The sequence below is a fragment of the Sporofaciens sp. JLR.KK001 genome, assembly GCF_036941055.1.
In the GTDB taxonomy this organism is placed as follows: Bacteria; Bacillota; Clostridia; order Lachnospirales; family Lachnospiraceae; genus Sporofaciens.
In genome coordinates, this window is record NZ_JAYMNO010000001.1 from 503,015 (window position 1) to 521,909 (window position 18,895).

General features: G+C 48.5%; 19 protein-coding genes. All 19 read left to right on the top strand.

Going from position 1 to position 18,895, the window contains the following annotated elements; all coding sequences use genetic code 11:
* Nucleotides 1-12: 12 nt before the first annotated feature.
* Nucleotides 13-1,041 carry an NAD(P)-dependent alcohol dehydrogenase gene (locus tag VSQ62_RS02655; protein ID WP_334633051.1) on the top strand — a complete coding sequence of 343 codons (1,029 nt, stop codon included), beginning with the start codon at nt 13-15 and terminating at the stop codon, nt 1,039-1,041.
* 11 nt (nt 1,042-1,052) lie between these two features.
* Nucleotides 1,053-2,015, top strand: coding sequence for a carbohydrate kinase family protein (locus VSQ62_RS02660; protein WP_334633052.1), 963 nt, complete (start codon nt 1,053-1,055; stop codon nt 2,013-2,015).
* Between the two features lie 11 nt (nt 2,016-2,026).
* Nucleotides 2,027-3,484, top strand: a complete 1,458-nt coding sequence (locus VSQ62_RS02665; RefSeq protein ID WP_334633053.1) for a rhamnulokinase — start codon at nt 2,027-2,029, stop codon at nt 3,482-3,484.
* Between the two features lie 52 nt (nt 3,485-3,536).
* Nucleotides 3,537-5,036: a rhamnulokinase gene (locus VSQ62_RS02670; RefSeq protein WP_334633054.1), complete on the top strand. Its 1,500-nt coding sequence runs from the start codon at nt 3,537-3,539 to the stop codon at nt 5,034-5,036.
* On the top strand, nt 4,985-6,028 hold the full coding sequence (locus tag VSQ62_RS02675; protein ID WP_334633055.1) for a zinc-dependent alcohol dehydrogenase: 1,044 nt from the start codon (nt 4,985-4,987) through the stop codon (nt 6,026-6,028). The genes VSQ62_RS02670 and VSQ62_RS02675 overlap by 52 nt, the downstream gene beginning before the upstream one ends.
* A gap of 13 nt (nt 6,029-6,041) precedes the next feature.
* Entirely contained in the window at nt 6,042-6,713 is a 672-nt protein-coding gene (locus VSQ62_RS02680; protein ID WP_334633056.1) for a class II aldolase/adducin family protein, read from the top strand.
* A 151-nt stretch (nt 6,714-6,864) separates the two neighbouring features.
* Nucleotides 6,865-7,725 carry a ketose-bisphosphate aldolase gene (locus tag VSQ62_RS02685; protein ID WP_334633057.1) on the top strand — a complete coding sequence of 287 codons (861 nt, stop codon included), beginning with the start codon at nt 6,865-6,867 and terminating at the stop codon, nt 7,723-7,725.
* An 18-nt stretch (nt 7,726-7,743) separates the two neighbouring features.
* Nucleotides 7,744-8,601 (top strand): MurR/RpiR family transcriptional regulator, encoded by an 858-nt coding sequence (locus VSQ62_RS02690; protein ID WP_334633058.1) that lies wholly within the window; start codon nt 7,744-7,746, stop codon nt 8,599-8,601.
* Nucleotides 8,602-8,788: 187 nt separating this feature from the next.
* Nucleotides 8,789-9,469 (top strand): DUF3800 domain-containing protein, encoded by a 681-nt coding sequence (locus VSQ62_RS02695; protein WP_334633059.1) that lies wholly within the window; start codon nt 8,789-8,791, stop codon nt 9,467-9,469.
* A gap of 117 nt (nt 9,470-9,586) precedes the next feature.
* Nucleotides 9,587-10,450 carry a class II fructose-1,6-bisphosphate aldolase gene (gene fba / locus VSQ62_RS02700; protein ID WP_334633060.1) on the top strand — a complete coding sequence of 288 codons (864 nt, stop codon included), beginning with the start codon at nt 9,587-9,589 and terminating at the stop codon, nt 10,448-10,450.
* A gap of 127 nt (nt 10,451-10,577) precedes the next feature.
* Nucleotides 10,578-12,689, top strand: a complete 2,112-nt coding sequence (locus VSQ62_RS02705) for a glutamine synthetase III family protein (RefSeq protein ID WP_334633061.1) — start codon at nt 10,578-10,580, stop codon at nt 12,687-12,689.
* A 112-nt stretch (nt 12,690-12,801) separates the two neighbouring features.
* Complete coding sequence (locus VSQ62_RS02710; protein WP_334633063.1) at nt 12,802-13,257, top strand: DUF1700 domain-containing protein; 456 nt, start codon at nt 12,802-12,804, stop codon at nt 13,255-13,257.
* Nucleotides 13,258-13,499: 242 nt separating this feature from the next.
* The gene (locus tag VSQ62_RS02715; protein WP_334633064.1) at nt 13,500-14,462 is read left to right on the top strand and encodes a glycoside hydrolase family 25 protein; all 963 of its coding nucleotides are present in this window, start codon (nt 13,500-13,502) and stop codon (nt 14,460-14,462) included.
* 74 nt (nt 14,463-14,536) lie between these two features.
* Entirely contained in the window at nt 14,537-15,367 is an 831-nt protein-coding gene (locus VSQ62_RS02720; protein WP_334633066.1) for a DNA-3-methyladenine glycosylase family protein, read from the top strand.
* Between the two features lie 64 nt (nt 15,368-15,431).
* On the top strand, nt 15,432-15,671 hold the full coding sequence (locus VSQ62_RS02725) for a plasmid maintenance system killer protein (RefSeq protein ID WP_334633067.1): 240 nt from the start codon (nt 15,432-15,434) through the stop codon (nt 15,669-15,671).
* The gene (locus VSQ62_RS02730) at nt 15,665-16,717 is read left to right on the top strand and encodes a helix-turn-helix domain-containing protein (RefSeq protein ID WP_334633068.1); all 1,053 of its coding nucleotides are present in this window, start codon (nt 15,665-15,667) and stop codon (nt 16,715-16,717) included. Before VSQ62_RS02725 ends, VSQ62_RS02730 begins: the two co-directional genes overlap by 7 nt.
* Nucleotides 16,718-16,732: 15 nt before the next feature.
* The gene (locus VSQ62_RS02735; RefSeq protein ID WP_334633070.1) at nt 16,733-16,960 is read left to right on the top strand and encodes an aspartate dehydrogenase; all 228 of its coding nucleotides are present in this window, start codon (nt 16,733-16,735) and stop codon (nt 16,958-16,960) included.
* A gap of 5 nt (nt 16,961-16,965) precedes the next feature.
* On the top strand, nt 16,966-17,487 hold the full coding sequence (msrC, locus tag VSQ62_RS02740; RefSeq protein ID WP_334633071.1) for a free L-methionine (R)-S-oxide reductase MsrC: 522 nt from the start codon (nt 16,966-16,968) through the stop codon (nt 17,485-17,487).
* A 7-nt stretch (nt 17,488-17,494) separates the two neighbouring features.
* Entirely contained in the window at nt 17,495-18,868 is a 1,374-nt protein-coding gene (locus VSQ62_RS02745) for an MATE family efflux transporter (protein WP_334633072.1), read from the top strand.
* The last annotated feature ends 27 nt before the right edge of the window (nt 18,869-18,895 follow it).

Sequence of the window (18,895 nt, forward strand, 5' to 3'; positions counted from 1 at the left end):
GGAGGAATGAACATGAAAGTAGTATATTTGACAGAACCAGGAAAGATGGAGATCGCAGAGGAACCAAGGCCGGAAGTAACGCCGGGCCATGTGGTGGTGAAGATTGAATATAATGGAATCTGCGGATCGGACGTGCATTTCTTCAAGGACGGAAGAGTAGGGGACTGTGTGCTCCGTGATAAATTCGTGCTGGGACATGAGGTGTCGGGAACCGTTGTGGAAGTAGGCGGGGGAGTGAAGCATCTGAAGGTTAATGACAGGGTGGCATTAGAACCGGGTTATGCCTGCGGTAAATGTGAATTCTGCAAATCAGGAAGATATAATCTCTGCCCGGAGATGAAGTTCTTCGCTGCGCCGCCGGTTGCAGGGGCGCTGAAGGAATATGTCTCACATCCGGCGGATATGTGCTTCAAGCTTCCTGAGAATGTATCGACGATGGAAGGCGCGCTTGTGGAACCGCTTGCGGTGGGCCTGCATGCGACCAGCCTCGGCGGGGTATCTCTGGGACAGTCGGTGGTGATCCTTGGAGCCGGGTGTATCGGTCTGGTGACGCTCTTGTCGGCGAAGGCACGGGGAGCTTCCAGAGTAATTGTAGCGGATCTCTATGATAAGAGATTGGAATTCGCCCGGAATATGGGGGCGGATTATGTGATTAATGTCCAGAAGGAAGATCTTCTCCAGAGAATAGGGGAGATCCTTGGGGACGGGCCGGATGTGGTGTTCGAGACGGCAGGCTCTCCGGTGACCATTGCGCAGACACCTCATGTTGCTAAGAAGGGCGGAACGATCGTATTGGTAGGAATGTCCTCAGAGAGCGAGATCAAGTACAATTTCTTCCAGGCCATGGAGAAGGAGGTAACGATCAAATGCGTATTCCGTTACCGTAATCTGTATCCGGTGGCGATTGCGGCGATCTCTGGCGGAAGTATCAATGTGAAGCAGATCGTGACTCACGAGTTTACCCTGGACGAATCAAACAAAGCATTTGCCACAGTGGTAGAAGATGCACAGAGTGTTGTGAAAGGCATTATTAAGATGTAAGGATGGCGGGTATGGATCGAGTAAAATATGATATCTTTTGTATTGGCGCCTGTGTCCAGGATATTCTGTTGGAAGGAATCGAGGAAGAGGATTTTAAGAATTCCGTGACTGTCTTAAAGAGGGCAGTCTTTACTTCCGGCGGAGATGCCACCAACGAAGCGGTGGTCTTAAGCAGGCTTGGAAATAAGACGGCTCTGCTTGCCAAGATAGATACAGGCATGGCGGGAAATGCGGTATATCAGGATCTTCGGAATGAAGGTGTTGATACTTCACAGATCGTCAGGGATGAACACAGCCGTTCTACCAGTGCGTTTGTTGCGATTGATTCGGCTGGGAACCATAAGTTCTTTCTGGCGAAGGGAGAGAACGAAGGGATTGCCCTTAACGAGATTGACTGTGAGGGATTGAAGAATACCAGGGCGGTGTGTGTCGGCAGTATGTATACCTCCTATCATCTGGATCGGTGCGGAATGAGAGAACTGATGCAGGCGGCGAGAGAGGCCGGCGCGGTCACATTTGCAGATATGGACCATGATGTGGAGAAGCTTGGGCCTCATGCAATGGACCATGTGCTGCCGTATGTGGATTATCTGCTGCCAAGTATGGATGAGGCAGTGTATATCACGGGAGAACAGGATGAGAGGAAGGCGGCTGCTGAGATCTTAAGACGCGGTGTGAAGACGGTGGTGATCAAGCTGGGTGCAAAGGGCTGCTACGTCAGAGACGCAAAGACAGAATTCTATATGGATCCTTTCTATATAGAGGCGAAGGACACGACAGGATGCGGGGATAACTTCGTTGCAGGCTTCATCCACTCGGTATTGAAGGGCAGGACGCTTGAAGAGAGCGCCAGGTTCGCCTGTGCCGTCGGTGCGGTGAATTCTACGCAGATCGGCGGCCATATGGCGGTGAGAAGTGAACGGCAGATCGAAGAGTTCATGAATACGGCATCCCAGAGAAGGATTGAACGTTAAGAGGTAATTCTATGGGCAGAGTGATGGCAGTTGATATTGGAGCAAGCAGCTACAGGGTGATAGAGGGAGTTTATTCGGGAGGCTGTCTCTCTATGAAGGTGCTGGCCAGGTTTAAGCATGAGCCGGTCATGGAGAACGGACATTACCGCTGGGATGTATATGGAATTGTCAGGAATGTGACAGAGGTGATCCGGGAAGCCGCCAGAGAAGGAGAACCAGTCGTGTCGATCGGGTTCGATACGTTCGGGACGGATTTCGGATTGCTTGACGGGGATGGGAGATTGATCGAGAAGCCGATCGCGTACCGGGACAGTATCAGTAACGGTATCTGCGAGAAATATTTTCAGGACGAATCCCTGTATGCCCGGATTGGCGGCAGCTTCTCCGGTACGTGTACGGCAAGCATCTTAAAGGGAATGAGAGAGAGCGGTCATCAACCGCTTGATCAGGCAGAACGATTGCTTTTCATGCCGGATCTGATGGCGTATCTTTTTACCGGAGAGACGGTGAATGAAGCAACGATCGCTACCACGTCAAGGCTCATGGATATCGGGAAGAGAGAGTGGGATTATGAACTGATAGAAGGGCTTGGGATCCCGGGTAAGATCTTTGGTCCGCTGTCTGAGGCGGGGAGCGCCGTGGGACGGTTAAAACGGGAGATCAGCCGGGGAATCAGGAATCTTGAGGATACAACGGTGGTATTGGCGGCGTGCCATGATACGGCGTCTGCCGTCAGTATCATTCCAAGGAGAAAAGGGGGTTCATTTATCAGCAGCGGAACATGGTCTGTGAAGGGGATCGTCTGTGACGCTCCCTACCGGTCAGAGCAGGCGTGCAGATATCGGATGGCCAATGAAGGACAGCCGGGCGGAAGATACCGGCTGATCCGCAATATTACCGGGCTGTGGCTTATGGAGGAATGTGTGCGCAGTTGGAAGAAAGCCGGCGTGACGGTGGAGATCCCTGAAATCGCGAGACAGGCGTCCGGGAAGAAGGCTTTTCCTTCTATTATAGATGTGGATGCGCCGGATTTTGCCGAGGCGGGGGATATGCCGGAGAAGATACGGAAGTTCTGCCAAAGGACCGGACAGAAGATTCCGGATACGCCTGTGGATGTGATGCAGGTGATTGTTCAGGGACTTGCCTGCGAATACCGCAGGCACAATAAACAGATCAAAGAGGTGACGGGGGAGAAGATCCATACGATTTATATTGTAGGCGGAGGCAGGAATAACCGGTATCTGAATCAGTGTACGTCCGATGTGACCGGATGCCGGGTGATTGCGGGGCACCCGGAGGCGACGGCGATGGGGAATCTCCTGATTCAATTGTGGGCAGCAGGTGAAGTACCTTCTATGGAGGAGATCCCTGCAATCGCGGGAAAGAATATGCAAGAAGAGATCTATGTGCCAAAATGCAACAAAGAGTGGGATGCGATGTATTCTTTCTATACCGGGAAGTTGAAGTGAAGCATGAGAGACGGAAGTGAATGAGCGACAGAAGAGATAAGGGAGAGTAAAGATGCGCTATTTGGTGGTGGATATCGGTTCGGGCAGTGTGAAGATCTATCTTGCAGCGTTGGATGATAGGAAGAGGTTCACGATGGAAGAGGCAGACCGGTTTGAAACCGGGAGAACCAGCCTTGAGGGGCATACCGTGACGAATGTATTTGCTGTCTATGACCGGATCTGTGAGGTGATCAGGAAGCTTGGAAGAAAAGGAATCAAGATCGATGCGATGGGAATAGATTCCTGGTGTTCCGATTATGGGATCCTGGATATGGACAGCGGAGCCGTCACCATACCGGTATTCTACAGGGATCCGCGTACAGACGGATATGGCAGACGGGTGGAGCAGGTCATGGATTACAGAGAGATCTACAGGCTTACGACCCAGAGAAGGATTGAGAATTCGACTTTGTGCCAGCTTCTTGCATACCGGGATGAATATCCCAGAGGACTCGACGGTGCGAAGAAGCTATTATTTATCGGAGATCTCCTGATGTATCTGTTCACCGGGAAACTGTGCTCAGAGGTGTCGGTGGCATCTTATTCCCAGTTATACAGTACAGAGAGGGATATGTGGGCGGAAGAGATATTGGAGGCATATCAGCTTCCGAAGTCTTTGATGCCTCCGGTGGTTCCGGCGGGAACGGTTCTGGGAAATATCAGGCGCGAGCTTCGGAGCTTTCTTGGCATAGGAGAGGTTAAGGTGGTAGCCCCTGCCGTTCATGACACTTCTTCGGCGGCGGTTACTGTTCCGGCTGGAGAAGGGGAGAACTGGGCATTTCTGGCGACCGGCTCCTGGTTCCTGATGAGTATGGAGACGGAGCAGGTGTACTGCAATGAAGCGGCGTACCGGTATCAGCTTACCAGCACTGGTCTGGCATTTGGAAATATTTTGCTGAAGAAAAATATCACGGCAATGTGGCTTCTGCAGGAATGTAAGAGAAAATGGGACGAAAAATATGCGGAAATCAGCCTGGAAGGGTACAGCTATGCAGAGATCGCGAAGATGGCAGAAGAGGCAGAAGCATTTGCCGGAATCATAGATACAGAGTATGAAGGATTCGTCCATCCGGCCGATATGGTGGAGGAAATACGGGGCTATCTGGCGCGTACAGGGCAGAAAGTACCGGAATATGGTGATATCGGCCAGATCACACGTATTATATATGAGAGTATTGCCTTGCAGTCGAAGAGAGCGCTTGAGATGCTCCGGGAAGTTACAGGAAAACAGATAGATCTCTTATATATAATCGGCGGAGCGAACCGTGTGAGCCTGCTGAATCAATTCATTGCAGATGCGGCGGGGATTCCTGTGCGGGTGGGGCCGTCGGAGGCAACAGCGGTTGGGAATGCCCTGCTGCAGGCTTATGGTATGGGGCAGGTAGAATCAGAAGAAGAGATCCGGAAGATTGTCTGGGAATATGAAGAGATAGTGGAATATTACCCGAAGGAGGAGATTATATGGAAGGAAAATATATGCGCGGGATTGCGGCGCTTGGGAATGGAGAAGTAGAACTGGTGCGCGATGTGCCGGTTCCGGAAATAGGACCTTATGAGGCTCTGATCAGGATGAAGACCTGCGGCTTCTGTAATGGGACGGATTTCCATATCATCCGGGGAGAGATGCCGGTTACAGTAGACAGTTTCCCGACACTTCTTGGCCATGAGGGTGTCGGGGATATCGTGGAATTGGGAAGTAAGGTGAGAAATTATAAGATCGGAGACCGTATCTTGAATCCGATCGTCCGGATCATGCCGGGTACGCGTTATGGGTGTACCTGGGGAGCAATGTGCGACTATGCGCTTGTGCAGGACCAGAAGGCGATGATTGACGACGGAGTATCAGAGTCGGAGCTGATACCAAGGCAATTGGAATGCGTACAGATTCCGTCGGATTTCGATCTGATCGACGGCGGAGATCTTATGACATTGAACGAGTGCTTCAGTGCGGCGAGGAATTTTGACGTGGCTGATAAGGATGTCCTGGTCTACGGCGCGGGTCCGATGGGACTTGCCACCATGAAATATATGCGTTACCTGGGCGCGAAGACGATCACGGTGATCGACGGGGTGGAGGACAGGCTTGAGTTGGCGAAGACCTTATCCCAGGTAGATGAGACGATTAATTTTAATCAGACTGATAAAAAAGAAGCGCTGGAAGGCAGACTGTTTGACCGAGTGATTGATATCGTAGGGCTTACTTCTATATTATTGGAGGGTTCACATCTGCTGCGGCCTTATGGGATCATCGGCTCTATGGGAGTTCTTCGCAATACAGATTCTTCCCTGAACCTGTTGGAGCTTAAGAATAATACTCGGCTGCAGATGTTGAATTTCCCATATGGACAGTATGAGATCACTGCGGAAAATGTGGAATTGATCAGGAAGGGTGTGATCGATCCTAAGGATTTCTACAGTCATGTGAGAAGTGTGGAGGATATTCAGGAAGTCGTGCAGCTTGTGGCGGATAAGAAAGCGATCAAGGTGATCCTGACATTGGAATAAGGGGGAAGGCAGAGTGAAGGAAACAGAGTTAAAAGCATTGATCTGTGATATTGGGAAGCGGATCTATACGAATGGATTCGTGGCAGCCAACGATGGTAATATCACGGTGAAGTTAAATGACAGAGAGTATCTTACGACGCCGACGGGAATCAGCAAAGGCTATCTGACTCCGGAGATGATCGTCAAGGTCAACGATAAGGGAGAGACCTTAGAGGGAGAGTACAGGCCGTCCTCGGAGGTAAAAGTACATCTGAGGGTGTATTCGGAGCGTGAAGATGTGGGTGCGGTGGTACATGCACACCCGCCGTATGCGACGACATTCGCGGTAGCACACATTCCGTTAGATGAATATATACTTCCGGAATCCGTGTATGCACTGGGCGCGGTCCCGATCGTTCCCTATGCGCAGCCATCCACACAGGAGCTTGCGGACGGGCTGATCCCGTATCTTCAGGATTATGATGCATTTATCCTGGAGAATCATGGAACGGTTACGGTAGGGGCAGATCTGATCAAGGCTTATTATAAGACGGAGACTTTGGAATACAATGCTAAGATCACTTATCTGACGAAGGTACTGGGGAAGTGGAATGAACTCCCGCAGGATGAGATCGAGAAGCTGGTTGCATCATATCGGGCAAGCAATCCTGGCGGGAAGCATCCGGGATATGTGAAGTTCGGGTAACAGTGAAGGTATCTGAACTGTTACAAGTTCGGCGAGCGGGAAATGAACAAACGTTAATGAAATAAAATTTCTCAGAAACGTTGACACATACGGTTGGCCGGACTAAAATAGAGGATATATAAGAAATATAATTACACGGAGGGAAAGAACTATGTTGATGAATATGAAGGATATTTTGGAAAAAGCAAATGAGAACAACTTTGCGATTCCGGCATTTAATATCAGCCACTATGCCATGTTCAAGGGGATCATGGAGGCGTGTGAAGAGAAGAATGCGCCGGTTATTATCGAGATACATCCGGATGAACTTGAGCATGTGGGGGCAGAGATGGTGAAGGCAGTTACGGAGAGAGCGTACAGGTCGAGGATTCCGGTGTGTATCCATCTGGATCACTGCGGGGACTTTGGCGTGATCATCAAAGCAATCCAGTCAGGTTTCACATCTGTCATGTTTGACGGTTCTTCTCTGCCGTTTGAAGAGAATATCGCAAACTGCCGGAAGGTCGCGGAAGCTGCGCATCCGGTCAATGTATCTGTAGAAGGGGAGCTTGGAACGATCGGATCTACGGATGCCGAGGCTGAAGCAGGTGCGAACCGGATCATCTATACGAATCCGGACGACGCGGTGAAGTTCGTTGAAGAGTCAGGGATCGATACACTGGCGATCGCGATCGGCACAAGCCATGGGCTCTATCCCAAGGGAATGAAGCCAGAGCTTAAGCTGGATCTGCTGAAAGAGATCAAGTCTAAAATCTCTGTACCGATCGTCCTTCATGGGGGCTCTAATAATCCGGATGATGAGATCGGCAAGGCCGTGACGCTTGGCGTCAACAAAATTAACATTTCCAGTGACATAAAGGCGGCGTATTATGATAAAATGAGAGAGGTACTGGCTGACAAGTCCTTGAGAGAGCCGAATACGATCGAGCCGCCGTGTATTGCCGCTATGAAGGAAGTGGCATATCATAAGCTTGAGTTATTCCAGACGGTGGGGAAGGCAGCTCTGTACTAATATTATGATATAGTCGAGGTGTCCAAGTTGAATAAGAATGATATTCTGGAGCGAGAAGTGCTTGAGGTCATAAGAGAGCAGTACGACCATATCTTCTCCGCAGAGAAGAAGGTGGCTAATTTTGTCCTGCAGAACCCGCAGAAGACGGTGGAATGCAATGTGTCTGAGCTGGCGAAGAACAGTAAGGTCAGTGACGCGACGGTTGTACGCATGTGCCATCATATAGGCTACACCGGTTATTACCAGTTCCGAATCTCCCTTGCGAGGGATCTAGGGAAGCAGCAGTATAACAGCGTGAATCTGATCGACAGTAAGGATATGGTGGAGGCTATGTTCGGTGAATTCGCGAAAGCGATGCTTGCGATCGGTAGGCGCCTGGATCTGGAGGTGATGCGGGGATGTGTGGAGCTCCTTAAGGGCTGTAAGCAGGCCCATATCATGGCGGTAGGCAATACAAGCCCGCTGGCTCAGTATATGGGATTCCGCCTGGGGAGGCTTGGGATCAAGAGTACCTATAATGTAGCGCCGGAATATTTTCTGAATCATGTGAACCTCGCGGATGAAGGTGATATCCTGATCGCCATCTCTCAGTCCGGCACTTCCAAGCAGGTAGTTCAGGGGATGGAGCTTGGGAAGACGAAGGGGCTTAAGATGATAGCCATCACGGCGTTTGCCCAGTCTCCGGTGTCGGACCTGGCGGACTATGTGCTGTTGTCGGCGGGAAAGGAAGAGCCTTTTAGCTATTATAAGGATTATGCACATTTGAATGAGACGGCGGTGATCGACGCGCTGCTTAACTTTGTTACGAATGAAGAATTGATCAAGACGACACAGGCGGATAAGCTGGAGATCATATTGTCGGATAATAAGATGTAACATCGTGAATTCGAACTTGAAAATTGTGTATAGGTGTGATATGATATGCATAAAATAAGGCTGTAATGCATTACGGCTTGGGCTGGTCGAAAGACCCGGGTCCATCAGCTGATGGGGAGGTTCCCCATTATTGGCGGGTATGATACCCGCCTTTTTCTTTTAATATTTTAAAAAGAGAAGGTATTTTATGAAGGAATTGGGGATTTTTATTGATGAATCTGGAGATTTTGGTGAATATGATTATCATTCTCCGTGGTATATAGTTACAATGGTGTTTCATGACCAGAATGTGTCCATTCAAGAACCCATGGAATATTTGGAAAAAGAGCTCTCTCTTTTAGGATTAAAGAATCACTGTATACATACAGGACCTATCATCAGAAAAGAAGAAGAATATTCGGCAATGGATTATTTGGAACGTAGAAAGATATTTAATAAGATGGTTACGTTTATGAGGCAGAGCAAAGTAAAATATAAGTCCTTTTATATTGAGAAAAAGCATATTGAAGATATTGTTGAGGCAACAGGAAAACTTTCGAAGCAAATATCGGTTTTTATCAGAGAGCATTATAGTTTTCTGCTGTCATTTGATTTGGTAAAGATATATTATGATAATGGGCAAGTGGAATTAAACAAAATTTTATCTACTTTGTTCAATGCATTTCTCCCAAGAGTAGAATTCCGAAAAGTAAAACCGTCGGATTATAGACTGTTTCAAGTAGCAGATATGATATGTACATTCGAATTGCTAAAATTAAAGATAAATAACCATACATTCTCTAAATCGGAGCAGATATTCTTTGGATCAGTCAGTGACTTGAAGAGAAACTACTTGAAAATTGTAAATAGACAGGAAATTGATTACTAGGTGCAAATTCTTTTATTGTTTTTTCCCCAATTATGATATATAATAAAAAAAGTGAAAAATATAACATGCCATGAGATGTCACAGCATCCGAGGGCAGAAGGAATTGGAGGAATTCATATGTTAGTATCAGCAAAAGAGATGCTTGAAAAAGCAGTAGCAGGCCACTATGCAGTAGGACAGTTCAACATCAACAACCTTGAGTGGACGAAGGCTATCCTGACAGCAGCCGAGGAGACGAAGTCACCGGTTATCTTAGGTGTATCCGAGGGTGCAGGAAAGTACATGACCGGATTCAAGACCGTACAGGATATGGTAGCAGCGATGGTTGACGAGATGGGAATCACTGTTCCGGTTGCTACACATCTTGATCACGGTTCCTATGATGGATGTAAGAAGTGTATCGAGGCTGGATTCACATCTATCATGTTTGACGGCTCCAAGTATCCAATCGAAGAGAACGTTGCTAAGACCAAAGAGCTGATCGAGATCTGCCGTGAGAAGGGAATGTCTCTTGAGGCAGAAGTAGGCGCGATCGGCGGAGAAGAAGACGGTGTTGTAGGACAGGGCGAATGTGCAGATCCGAACGAGTGTAAGATGATCGCTGATCTTGGCGTGGACATGCTGGCAGCAGGTATCGGCAATATCCATGGCAAGTATCCTGAGAACTGGGCAGGCTTAAGCTTCGAGACTCTGGATGCGATCCAAAAGCTGACAGGCGATATGCCGTTAGTTCTTCACGGAGGTACAGGTATTCCGGACGATATGATCAAGAAAGCGATCGACTTAGGCGTTGCTAAGATCAATGTTAATACAGAGTGCCAGTTGGTATTCGCAGATGCTACACGTAAGTACATTGAGGCTGGCAAGGACCTTGAAGGCAAGGGCTTCGATCCTCGTAAATTACTGAAGCCAGGCTATGAGGCAATTATCGATAAGGTAAAAGAGAAGATGGAATTATTCGGATCAGTAGGAAAAGCGTAATAAAGTGCAAATTTTTGCTTGCCTTTTCTGATGGATTGATGTATACTAACAGGCGTAGATAGAACGAAGGCGTTCCGACCGAAGGTCGGGGTGCCTTTTTTCTTACATAGAAAGGAAGATAGAAGATATGAGCGAACTTTTAAATGTAGCTGAGATATTTGGGGAAGATGTATTCAACGATAAGGTTATGCAGGAACGTTTGCCCAAGAAGGTTTATAAGGATCTGAAGAAGACGATCGAAGAAGGCAAGGAACTGAGCCTTACTACAGCCGATGTGATCGCACACGAGATGAAGGAGTGGGCGATCGAGAAAGGGGCGACCCATTATACACACTGGTTCCAGCCTCTTACCGGAGTAACGGCGGAGAAGCATGATTCCTTCATCTCTGCGCCGATGGAGAACGGCAAGGTGCTGATGAGCTTTTCCGGTAAGGAACTGATCAAAGGCGAGCCGGATGCGTCTTCATTTCCGTCAGGGGGACTTCGGGCGACGTTTGAGGCAAGAGGATATACGGCATGGGACTGCACGTCTCCGGCATTCGTAAGGCATGATGCGGCTGGAGCGACGCTCTGTATTCCTACAGCATTCTGTTCCTACACAGGGGAGGCCCTCGACCAGAAAACTCCGCTTCTGCGTTCCATGGAAGCAGTTAATGCACAGTCATTGAGACTGATTCGTCTGTTTGGAAATACAACGTCAAAGAAGGTTACGCCGTCTGTTGGGCCGGAACAGGAATATTTCCTCGTAGATGCAGCCAAGTTCATGCAGAGAAAGGATCTGATCTATACCGGACGTACCCTCTTTGGGGCAATGCCGCCGAAGGGGCAGGAGTTAGATGATCATTACTTTGGAACCATCCGGCAGAGAATCGCGGGATTCATGAAGGATGTGAATGAAGAACTGTGGAAGGTTGGAGTGACGGCGAAGACGCAGCATAACGAGGTTGCGCCGGCACAGCATGAGCTGGCGCCGATCTATGCGGAGGCGAATGTGGCGGTTGACCATAATCATTTGGTGATGCAGACCTTGAAGAGGGTAGCTTGCCGGCATGGGATGAAATGTCTGCTCCATGAGAAGCCGTTTGCCGGGGTAAATGGTTCCGGTAAGCATAATAACTGGTCTCTTACGACGGACGACGGCAAGAATCTTCTTGATCCGGGCAAGACTCCCCATGAGAATATTCAATTCCTTCTGGTGCTTACCTGTATACTGAAAGCAGTGGATGAGCATGCAGATCTGCTGCGCGAGTCTGCGGCGGATCCGGGCAATGATCACAGGCTTGGAGCGAATGAAGCGCCTCCGGCAATCATTTCGGTATTCTTAGGGGAGCAGTTGGAGGATGTATTAGAGCAGCTGATCAGCACAGGCGAGGCGACCCACAGCCTGAAGGGCGGGAAGCTGGAGACCGGCGTCAGGACGCTGCCGGATCTTGCGAAAGACGCGACGGACAGGAACCGTACATCACCGTTTGCATTTACCGGCAATAAATTCGAGTTCCGTATGGTCGGTTCCCGTGACTCTATCGCCGGGCCGAATGTGGTATTGAATACGATCGTTGCAGAGGCGTTTGCAGAGGCGTGCGATGTACTGGAGAATGCGGAGGATTTCGACAAAGCGCTGCATGATCTGATCAAGAGATATGCGACCGAGCATTACAGGATCGTATTCAATGGAAATGGATATGCCGACGAGTGGGTGGAGGAGGCTGTGCGGCGCGGTCTGCCGAATATCCGCTCTATGGTTGAGGCGATCCCTGCCCTTACAACGGACAAAGCGGTTGCGATGTTCGAGAAGTTCAAAGTATTTACGAAGGCGGAACTTCAGTCCCGTGCAGAGATCAAGTATGAGAATTACGCGAAGGCGATCAATATCGAGGCACGGACCATGATCGATATGGCAAGCAAGCAGTTTATCCCGGCGGTGATCAAGTATACGAAGGAGCTTGCCGATACGGTTCTCGCGGTAAAGGCTGCGGGTGCGGATGCTGCGGTGCAGGCTGAGCTTCTTGCGGAGATATCCGGTCTGCTTGCCGATACGAAACAGGCATTAACGCAGCTTATGAAACTCACAGATGAGGCCGCGGCGATGAATGAGGGAGAGGATCAGGCAAGATTCTATCATTTTGACGTGGTTCCTGCTATGGAAGCGCTCCGCGCGCCGGTGGATAAGCTGGAGATGATCGTTGATAAGGAAGCATGGCCGATGCCGTCTTATGGGGATCTGATCTTTGAAGTATAACCGAAAGTATAACATTAGGAAAATTTAAGAACCTTGGACTTGGAATACACACAAGTATGTGATATTCTAAGTTCAAGGATTTTTGTTTCTTAAAATGATGTGGAGGACACCTATGACAAAATATGAGTTTTTGGAGAAGATGAGACATGCTCTGGCGAATGATCTGAGCGGTCCGATCATACAGGAGAATGTGAATTATTATGATAGTTATATCAATGATGAGGTTCGGCAGGGAAGATCGGAGGAATCCGTGATCGACGAACTGGGTGATCCGTGGGCGATTGCCAGGACGATCATTGAGTCGGCAGGCGGCGGGAGTGCTCAGGAAGAATATACTTACGAGCCTAGACGTCAGACTTACGGGCAGGAGCAGCAAGAGAGAGGCCGTGTCAGGGTGTACGGCTGGCAGTCCTGGTGTAAGAGGCTGATCCTTGCGCTGGGGATTCTAGGAGTGCTCATGCTGGCGGTTGCGGTGGTCGGAGGTATCTTCTCGCTTCTTGCACCGATCATCATTCCTTTCTTGATCATACTATTTGTGCTGCGCTTGTTGGGCGGAAGACGGCGATGAAGCAGAAGTGTGTGCTCCCGGATTGATATTGGACGGATACTGCGGATGCTGGAAAGTAACGGTAAAAAGTAAAAGACCGATGGGGGAGCCATCGGTCTTTTGAGGGGAGTATAAATAATTAATAAGGGGTTGTAGAAAGTGTTCTTTCTACATCACTTAGTATAATATAGTATGGAACAAAAAGCAAGATATATTTAAAAAAAACTTAAGTTTTTTCATAGATATTGGGGATGGGAAGGAAAATGAAGAGATATATAGATATTTTCATGATTTTTGGGGTGGTATTGGGCTGTATTTTCCTGACAGGATGTGGCAGAATGCGACAGGAAGAGACAGAGGTAAGTAAGGAGAAGACGGACGCGGAAGAATTGGTACTCCCGGGAGATCAGGCAGAGGATCAGACCGGGGAAGAAGCCCGGCAGGGGGATGCCCAGGTGTCAGATGGGGAGATACTTAAGTTTGTCGATGCGTGGGGAGAATGGCATGAGACAGAGATCGATCCTGCCATCAGGAAGCATGATTACAACTGGTCCTGCCTTACGAATACAGAAGCGGGGATCCAGTATGCAGGGGACGAGCGGTATACTATTCGCAAGGGAATAGACGTATCGGAGCATCAGGGTGACATTGACTGGGGCCGGGTGAAGGCGGCGGGGTATGACTTCGCATTTCTGCGTATCGGATACAGAGGATACGGAGAGCAGGGTACGCTGTGTGCGGACGCCAAATTCCAGCAGAATATCGTGAATGCGCACAATGCCGGAGTTGAGGTGGGCGTCTATCTGTTCTCTCAGGCTGTCAGCGTGGATGAGGCGCTGCAGGAAGCCGGACTTGTGCTGGAACAATTGCAGGGACACAGTTTGGAGCTTCCGGTTGTATTTGACCCGGAGAGGATCAGGGATGATGCGGCCCGCACAGACAACGTGACGGGAGAGCAATTTACGAAGAATACGGTTCTGTTCTGTGAGAAGATGAAAGAGGCGGGCTATCAGCCCATGATCTATAGCAATATGCTCTGGGAAGCTTTTGAATACGATATGGAGGCATTGGCGGATTATCCGATCTGGTATGCGGATTATGAGCCTGTGCCGCAGACGCCGTATTATTTCTCCTTCTGGCAGTATTCGGAGAAAGGGAGAGTAGACGGGATTACGGGGAATGTGGATCTGAATGTGCAATTCCTGCCGCAGGAGATTGCAGATTAGCAGGTTATTGGAGGAGATTTGATTTATCGGATCGCTTAGGAGGCGGTTGTGTAGACAGGAAAAGGACGAGACGAATGGTCAGAAGAACAATAGATAATTTCGACATTAGGCAGATCTGTGATTCCGGGCAATGCTTTCGGATGACACATAAGAAAGAGAATACCTACAGTGTGATTGCCGCAGGCAGATATCTGGAAATAGAACAATATGGAAGAGACTGCATCTTTGCCTGTGATGAAGAAGAATTCGAGGAATTCTGGAAAGCGTATTTTGATCTGGACTGTGAATACAGAGGATACATAGAATCCGTCAACCCAAACGACGAATATCTGATGAACGCAGTAGAGTTCGGTTCGGGAATCCGTATCTTACGTCAGGAATTATGGGAGATGACAGCATCATTTCTTATATCGCAGCAGAATAATATCGCAAGGATCCGCAGATGTATACAGAATCTCTGCGAACGGTACGGCGAAGAGAGGCCGGATCCGCGGGGAGAGAGTTACTATACATTTCCTGTGCCGGAGGCGCTGGCATATCTTCCAGAGGATGAATTGAAGGAGTGTAATCTGGGGTATCGGAGCAAGTATGTAGTGCGGACGGCAAGAAGTATTGCGGAAGGTATGGTCAGACTTGAGGAGATACAGGGGATGCGGTATCAGGATGCGAAGGCAGAACTGTTGAAATTATACGGCGTGGGCGAGAAGGTGGCAGATTGTATCTGTCTGTTTGGGCTGCACCATCTGGAGGCATTTCCGAAGGATACGCATATCTTGCAGGCGCTTGAGAAGCACTATAAGAGAGGTTTTCCAAGGCGGAGGTATAAAGGGTATGAAGGAGTGATGCAGCAGTATGTGTTTTATTGGGAGTTGAGAGGGGAAAGGACAAGCGGCAGGGAATATTGACGAAGAGAAGGATTTGTGTTATTATGAATTAACCTCAAAGGTAAATTGTGAAAGAGGTGATGGGTTGGATATCACGTACAGAAGCAAGAAGGTTGAAAAGATATGTACGGATGCCAAGGCTGCAGATAGAGCATACGGTAAAGAGATGGCCGTTAAGATACATCAGCGTATAGATGAAATAACTGCTGCAGATACAGTGGAAATGATGATACAGTTTCATATTGGCAGATGTCATCCTTTATCGCAGAATAGGAAAGGGCAATATGCGATGGATCTGATGCATCAGGAGGTAGCACTATGGTGAGGAGTCGCAGTTTTATTGCAACGCCACCTGGGGCGACAATTAAAGAGCAATTAAATGACAGAAGTATGAGTCAGAAAGAATTTGCAGCCAGGATGGATATGTCTGAGAAGCATATTAGTAAGCTCATCAATGGCGATGTGCAGCTTACATCAGATGTTGCGGTTAGATTAGAAATGGTATTAGGTATTCCTGCTAAGTTTTGGAACAATCTGGAAGCTATATACAGGGAAAAGATTGTGAAGGCAGAGGTTGAGAATGCTATGGATGCGGATGTTGAATTAGCAAAACAATTTCCATATAGTGAGATGTCAAAATTTGGATGGATTCCGGAGACAAGGGTTGCCAAGGAGAGGGTCGTATATCTTAGAAAATACTTTGAAGTGGTGGAACTTTCACTGCTTGGCAATGAACAGATAATGAGAATTGCCTGTAGAAGATTGGCTATTACGGAGAAGAGCGATCTGGCTTTAATGGCATGGGCACAGGAAGCTAAAATTAAAGCGCGCACTGTGCAGACATCACCAATAAATATCAAGGGGTTGATTACAGCTATAACTGATATTCGTAAGATGACGTTATTAAAACCAAAGGAATTTTGCCCTCAGATTAAGAAATATCTTGCTGATTGTGGAATTGCCTTAGTTTTCCTTCCTCATCTGAAGGGCTCTTTTTTACAAGGGGCAACATTTCTTGATGGAAATAAAATTGTGGTAGGGTTAACTGCAAGAGGTAAAGATGCTGATAAATTTTGGTTTAGTCTATTCCATGAACTGGCGCATATTATTCTTGGACATGTGGGGCAGGTGAATGGAACATCTGATGAAGATGAAAAGGCTGCAGATGCATGGTCAGGAGATACATTGATTGAGGAAAAGAAGTTCGAGATTTTCCGAATGGAAAGAGATTATTCAGAGAAAAGAGTGCTTAGTTTTGCCAAGGAACAAGAGATCGCTCCAGGGATCGTTGTTGGAAGAATGCAGCGTGAGGGAATGATCAAATACAGTATGTTGAATAATTTAAAAGAGAGATATGAAATAGCTGTTTAAAATGAGAGGTAACCTATGTTCCATCTATTTAAGAAATCCACACCCGCTGCCGCGGCAACGCCTTACGACCCATCCACACAGAAACCAATCCTGCGCTGTAGTATATGCACCGGAGAACAGGTGGCTGGCTTCCGTGACCTGCAGACGGGGAAATTTACAGATATCATGCTGATCCGTAATGAGAAGGACTTGCAGGCCTTCAAGGAGCAGTATGGCGTGACCGATATCACAAAGGAGTTTTAGATCCTATGAATACAACCAATATCACATATCCCGCAGAAAAGAGATCCCTCTACCGCCTGCTTAGAACACAGCTTCAAGGGCTGACAGACGGGGTTCCGTATATGCTTGCCAATCTTGCCAATGCATCTGCCCTGCTATATCAGGCGTTGACGGATATCAACTGGGCGGGGTTCTATCTGATGCAGGGCGGTAAGCTGGTGCTGGGACCATTCCAGGGGAAGCCAGCCTGTGTAGAGATCCAGGTTGGAAGCGGTGTCTGCGGAACGGCAGTTGAACGGGACGAGATCATGCTGGTTGAGAATGTGCATGAATTCCCGGGACATATCGCCTGTGACAGCGCGTCGAATTCGGAGATTGTCATCCCGATACACCGGGATGCAGAGATCATCGGGGTGCTGGATATAGACAGCCCGGTTCTTGCAAGATTCGATGAAGAGGACAGGCGCGGCCTGAGTGAATTTGTGCGGGCATTAGAATGTGCAATCGGCAGGTGCAAACCTGTTATGATCAATATACATGAAGGATGAAAATAATATGACGAATAGTATGACAAATAAAGACACATTTTACAGGCAGATATTCAAGCTGGTGCTGCCGATCGTGATTCAAAACCTGCTGAGTGCGGCGGTCAGTTCTGCCGATGTTATCATGCTGAATTATGTCGGCCAGTCTTCCATATCGGCGGTATCTCTTGCGTCCCAGTATGCCAATATCCTTTTTATGGTATTCTACGGTCTGGGCACAGGGGCTACTATGCTGAGCGCGCAGTATTTCGGCAAGGGAGATATGAAAGCGATCCAGTTGATAGAAGGAATCGCGATGCGGTTCTCCCTGCTGATCGCGCTGCTATTTGCGTGCGCTGCCTTATTTGCGCCGGAACAGATGATGCATATATTTACCAATGACAGAGAGCTGATCACCATAGGCGCGTCCTACTTAAGATTCATGAGCGTCAGTTACCTGTGCTGGGGAATCACGGAGGTCTATCTTGCGGTTCTTCGCAGTATCGGCAGGGTTGTGATCAGTACGGCGATGAATATGCTGGCATTCTCGCTGAATATCTTGCTGAACGCGGTATTCATCTTCGGTCTGTTCGGCGCGCCGAAGCTTGGCGCCATGGGCGTGGCGATCGCGACGTCAACATCCAGGCTGATCGAGCTTGCGGCGTGCTTCGCGGTATCGTTTATGAGTAAGGATATCAAGCTTGATTTCCGGTACCTGTTCATGAGGAATAAGAAGCTGTTCTCGGATTTCGTAAGGTTATCTCTGCCGGCGCTTGGCAATGATATCGCATGGAGCGTTGCTTTCTCCATGTACTCGGTGATCATCGGACATCTGGGGACCGACGCGGTGGCGGCGAATTCCTTCGTTATCGTGGTGCGGAATTTCGGGACGATCCTATGCTTCGGAACAGCGAGTGCAGGAGGCATCCTGTTAGGAAATATTATCGGTATGAATAAGCTTGAGGAGGCCAAGGAGGGCGCGAAGAAGGTGATGAAGATGACAGTGATCACCGGAGCGATTGGAGGGCTTATTGTCCTTGCGGCTATGCCGGTCGTAATGCGGTATGCGTCTCTGACCGATCAGGCGATGCATTATCTGAAATATATGATGCTGATCAATACATATTATGTTATGGGAGCGGCCGTGAATACGACGCTGATCGCGGGCGTCTTCCGCGCGGGAGGCGACAGCCGGTTCGGATTCATCTGTGATGTGATTGATATGTGGTGTTATGCGGTACCTCTTGGATTCCTGGCGGCATTCGTGTTCAGGCTTCCGGTTCTGTGGGTGTATTTCTTGCTGTGCACGGATGAATTCGCCAAATGGCCCTGGGTGCTTAAGCATTACCGGAGTATGAAGTGGCTGAATAATATTACGAGAGATGATCTGTTTGAAGAAGGATAACTTAATAAAGTACACAATTTGGGACGT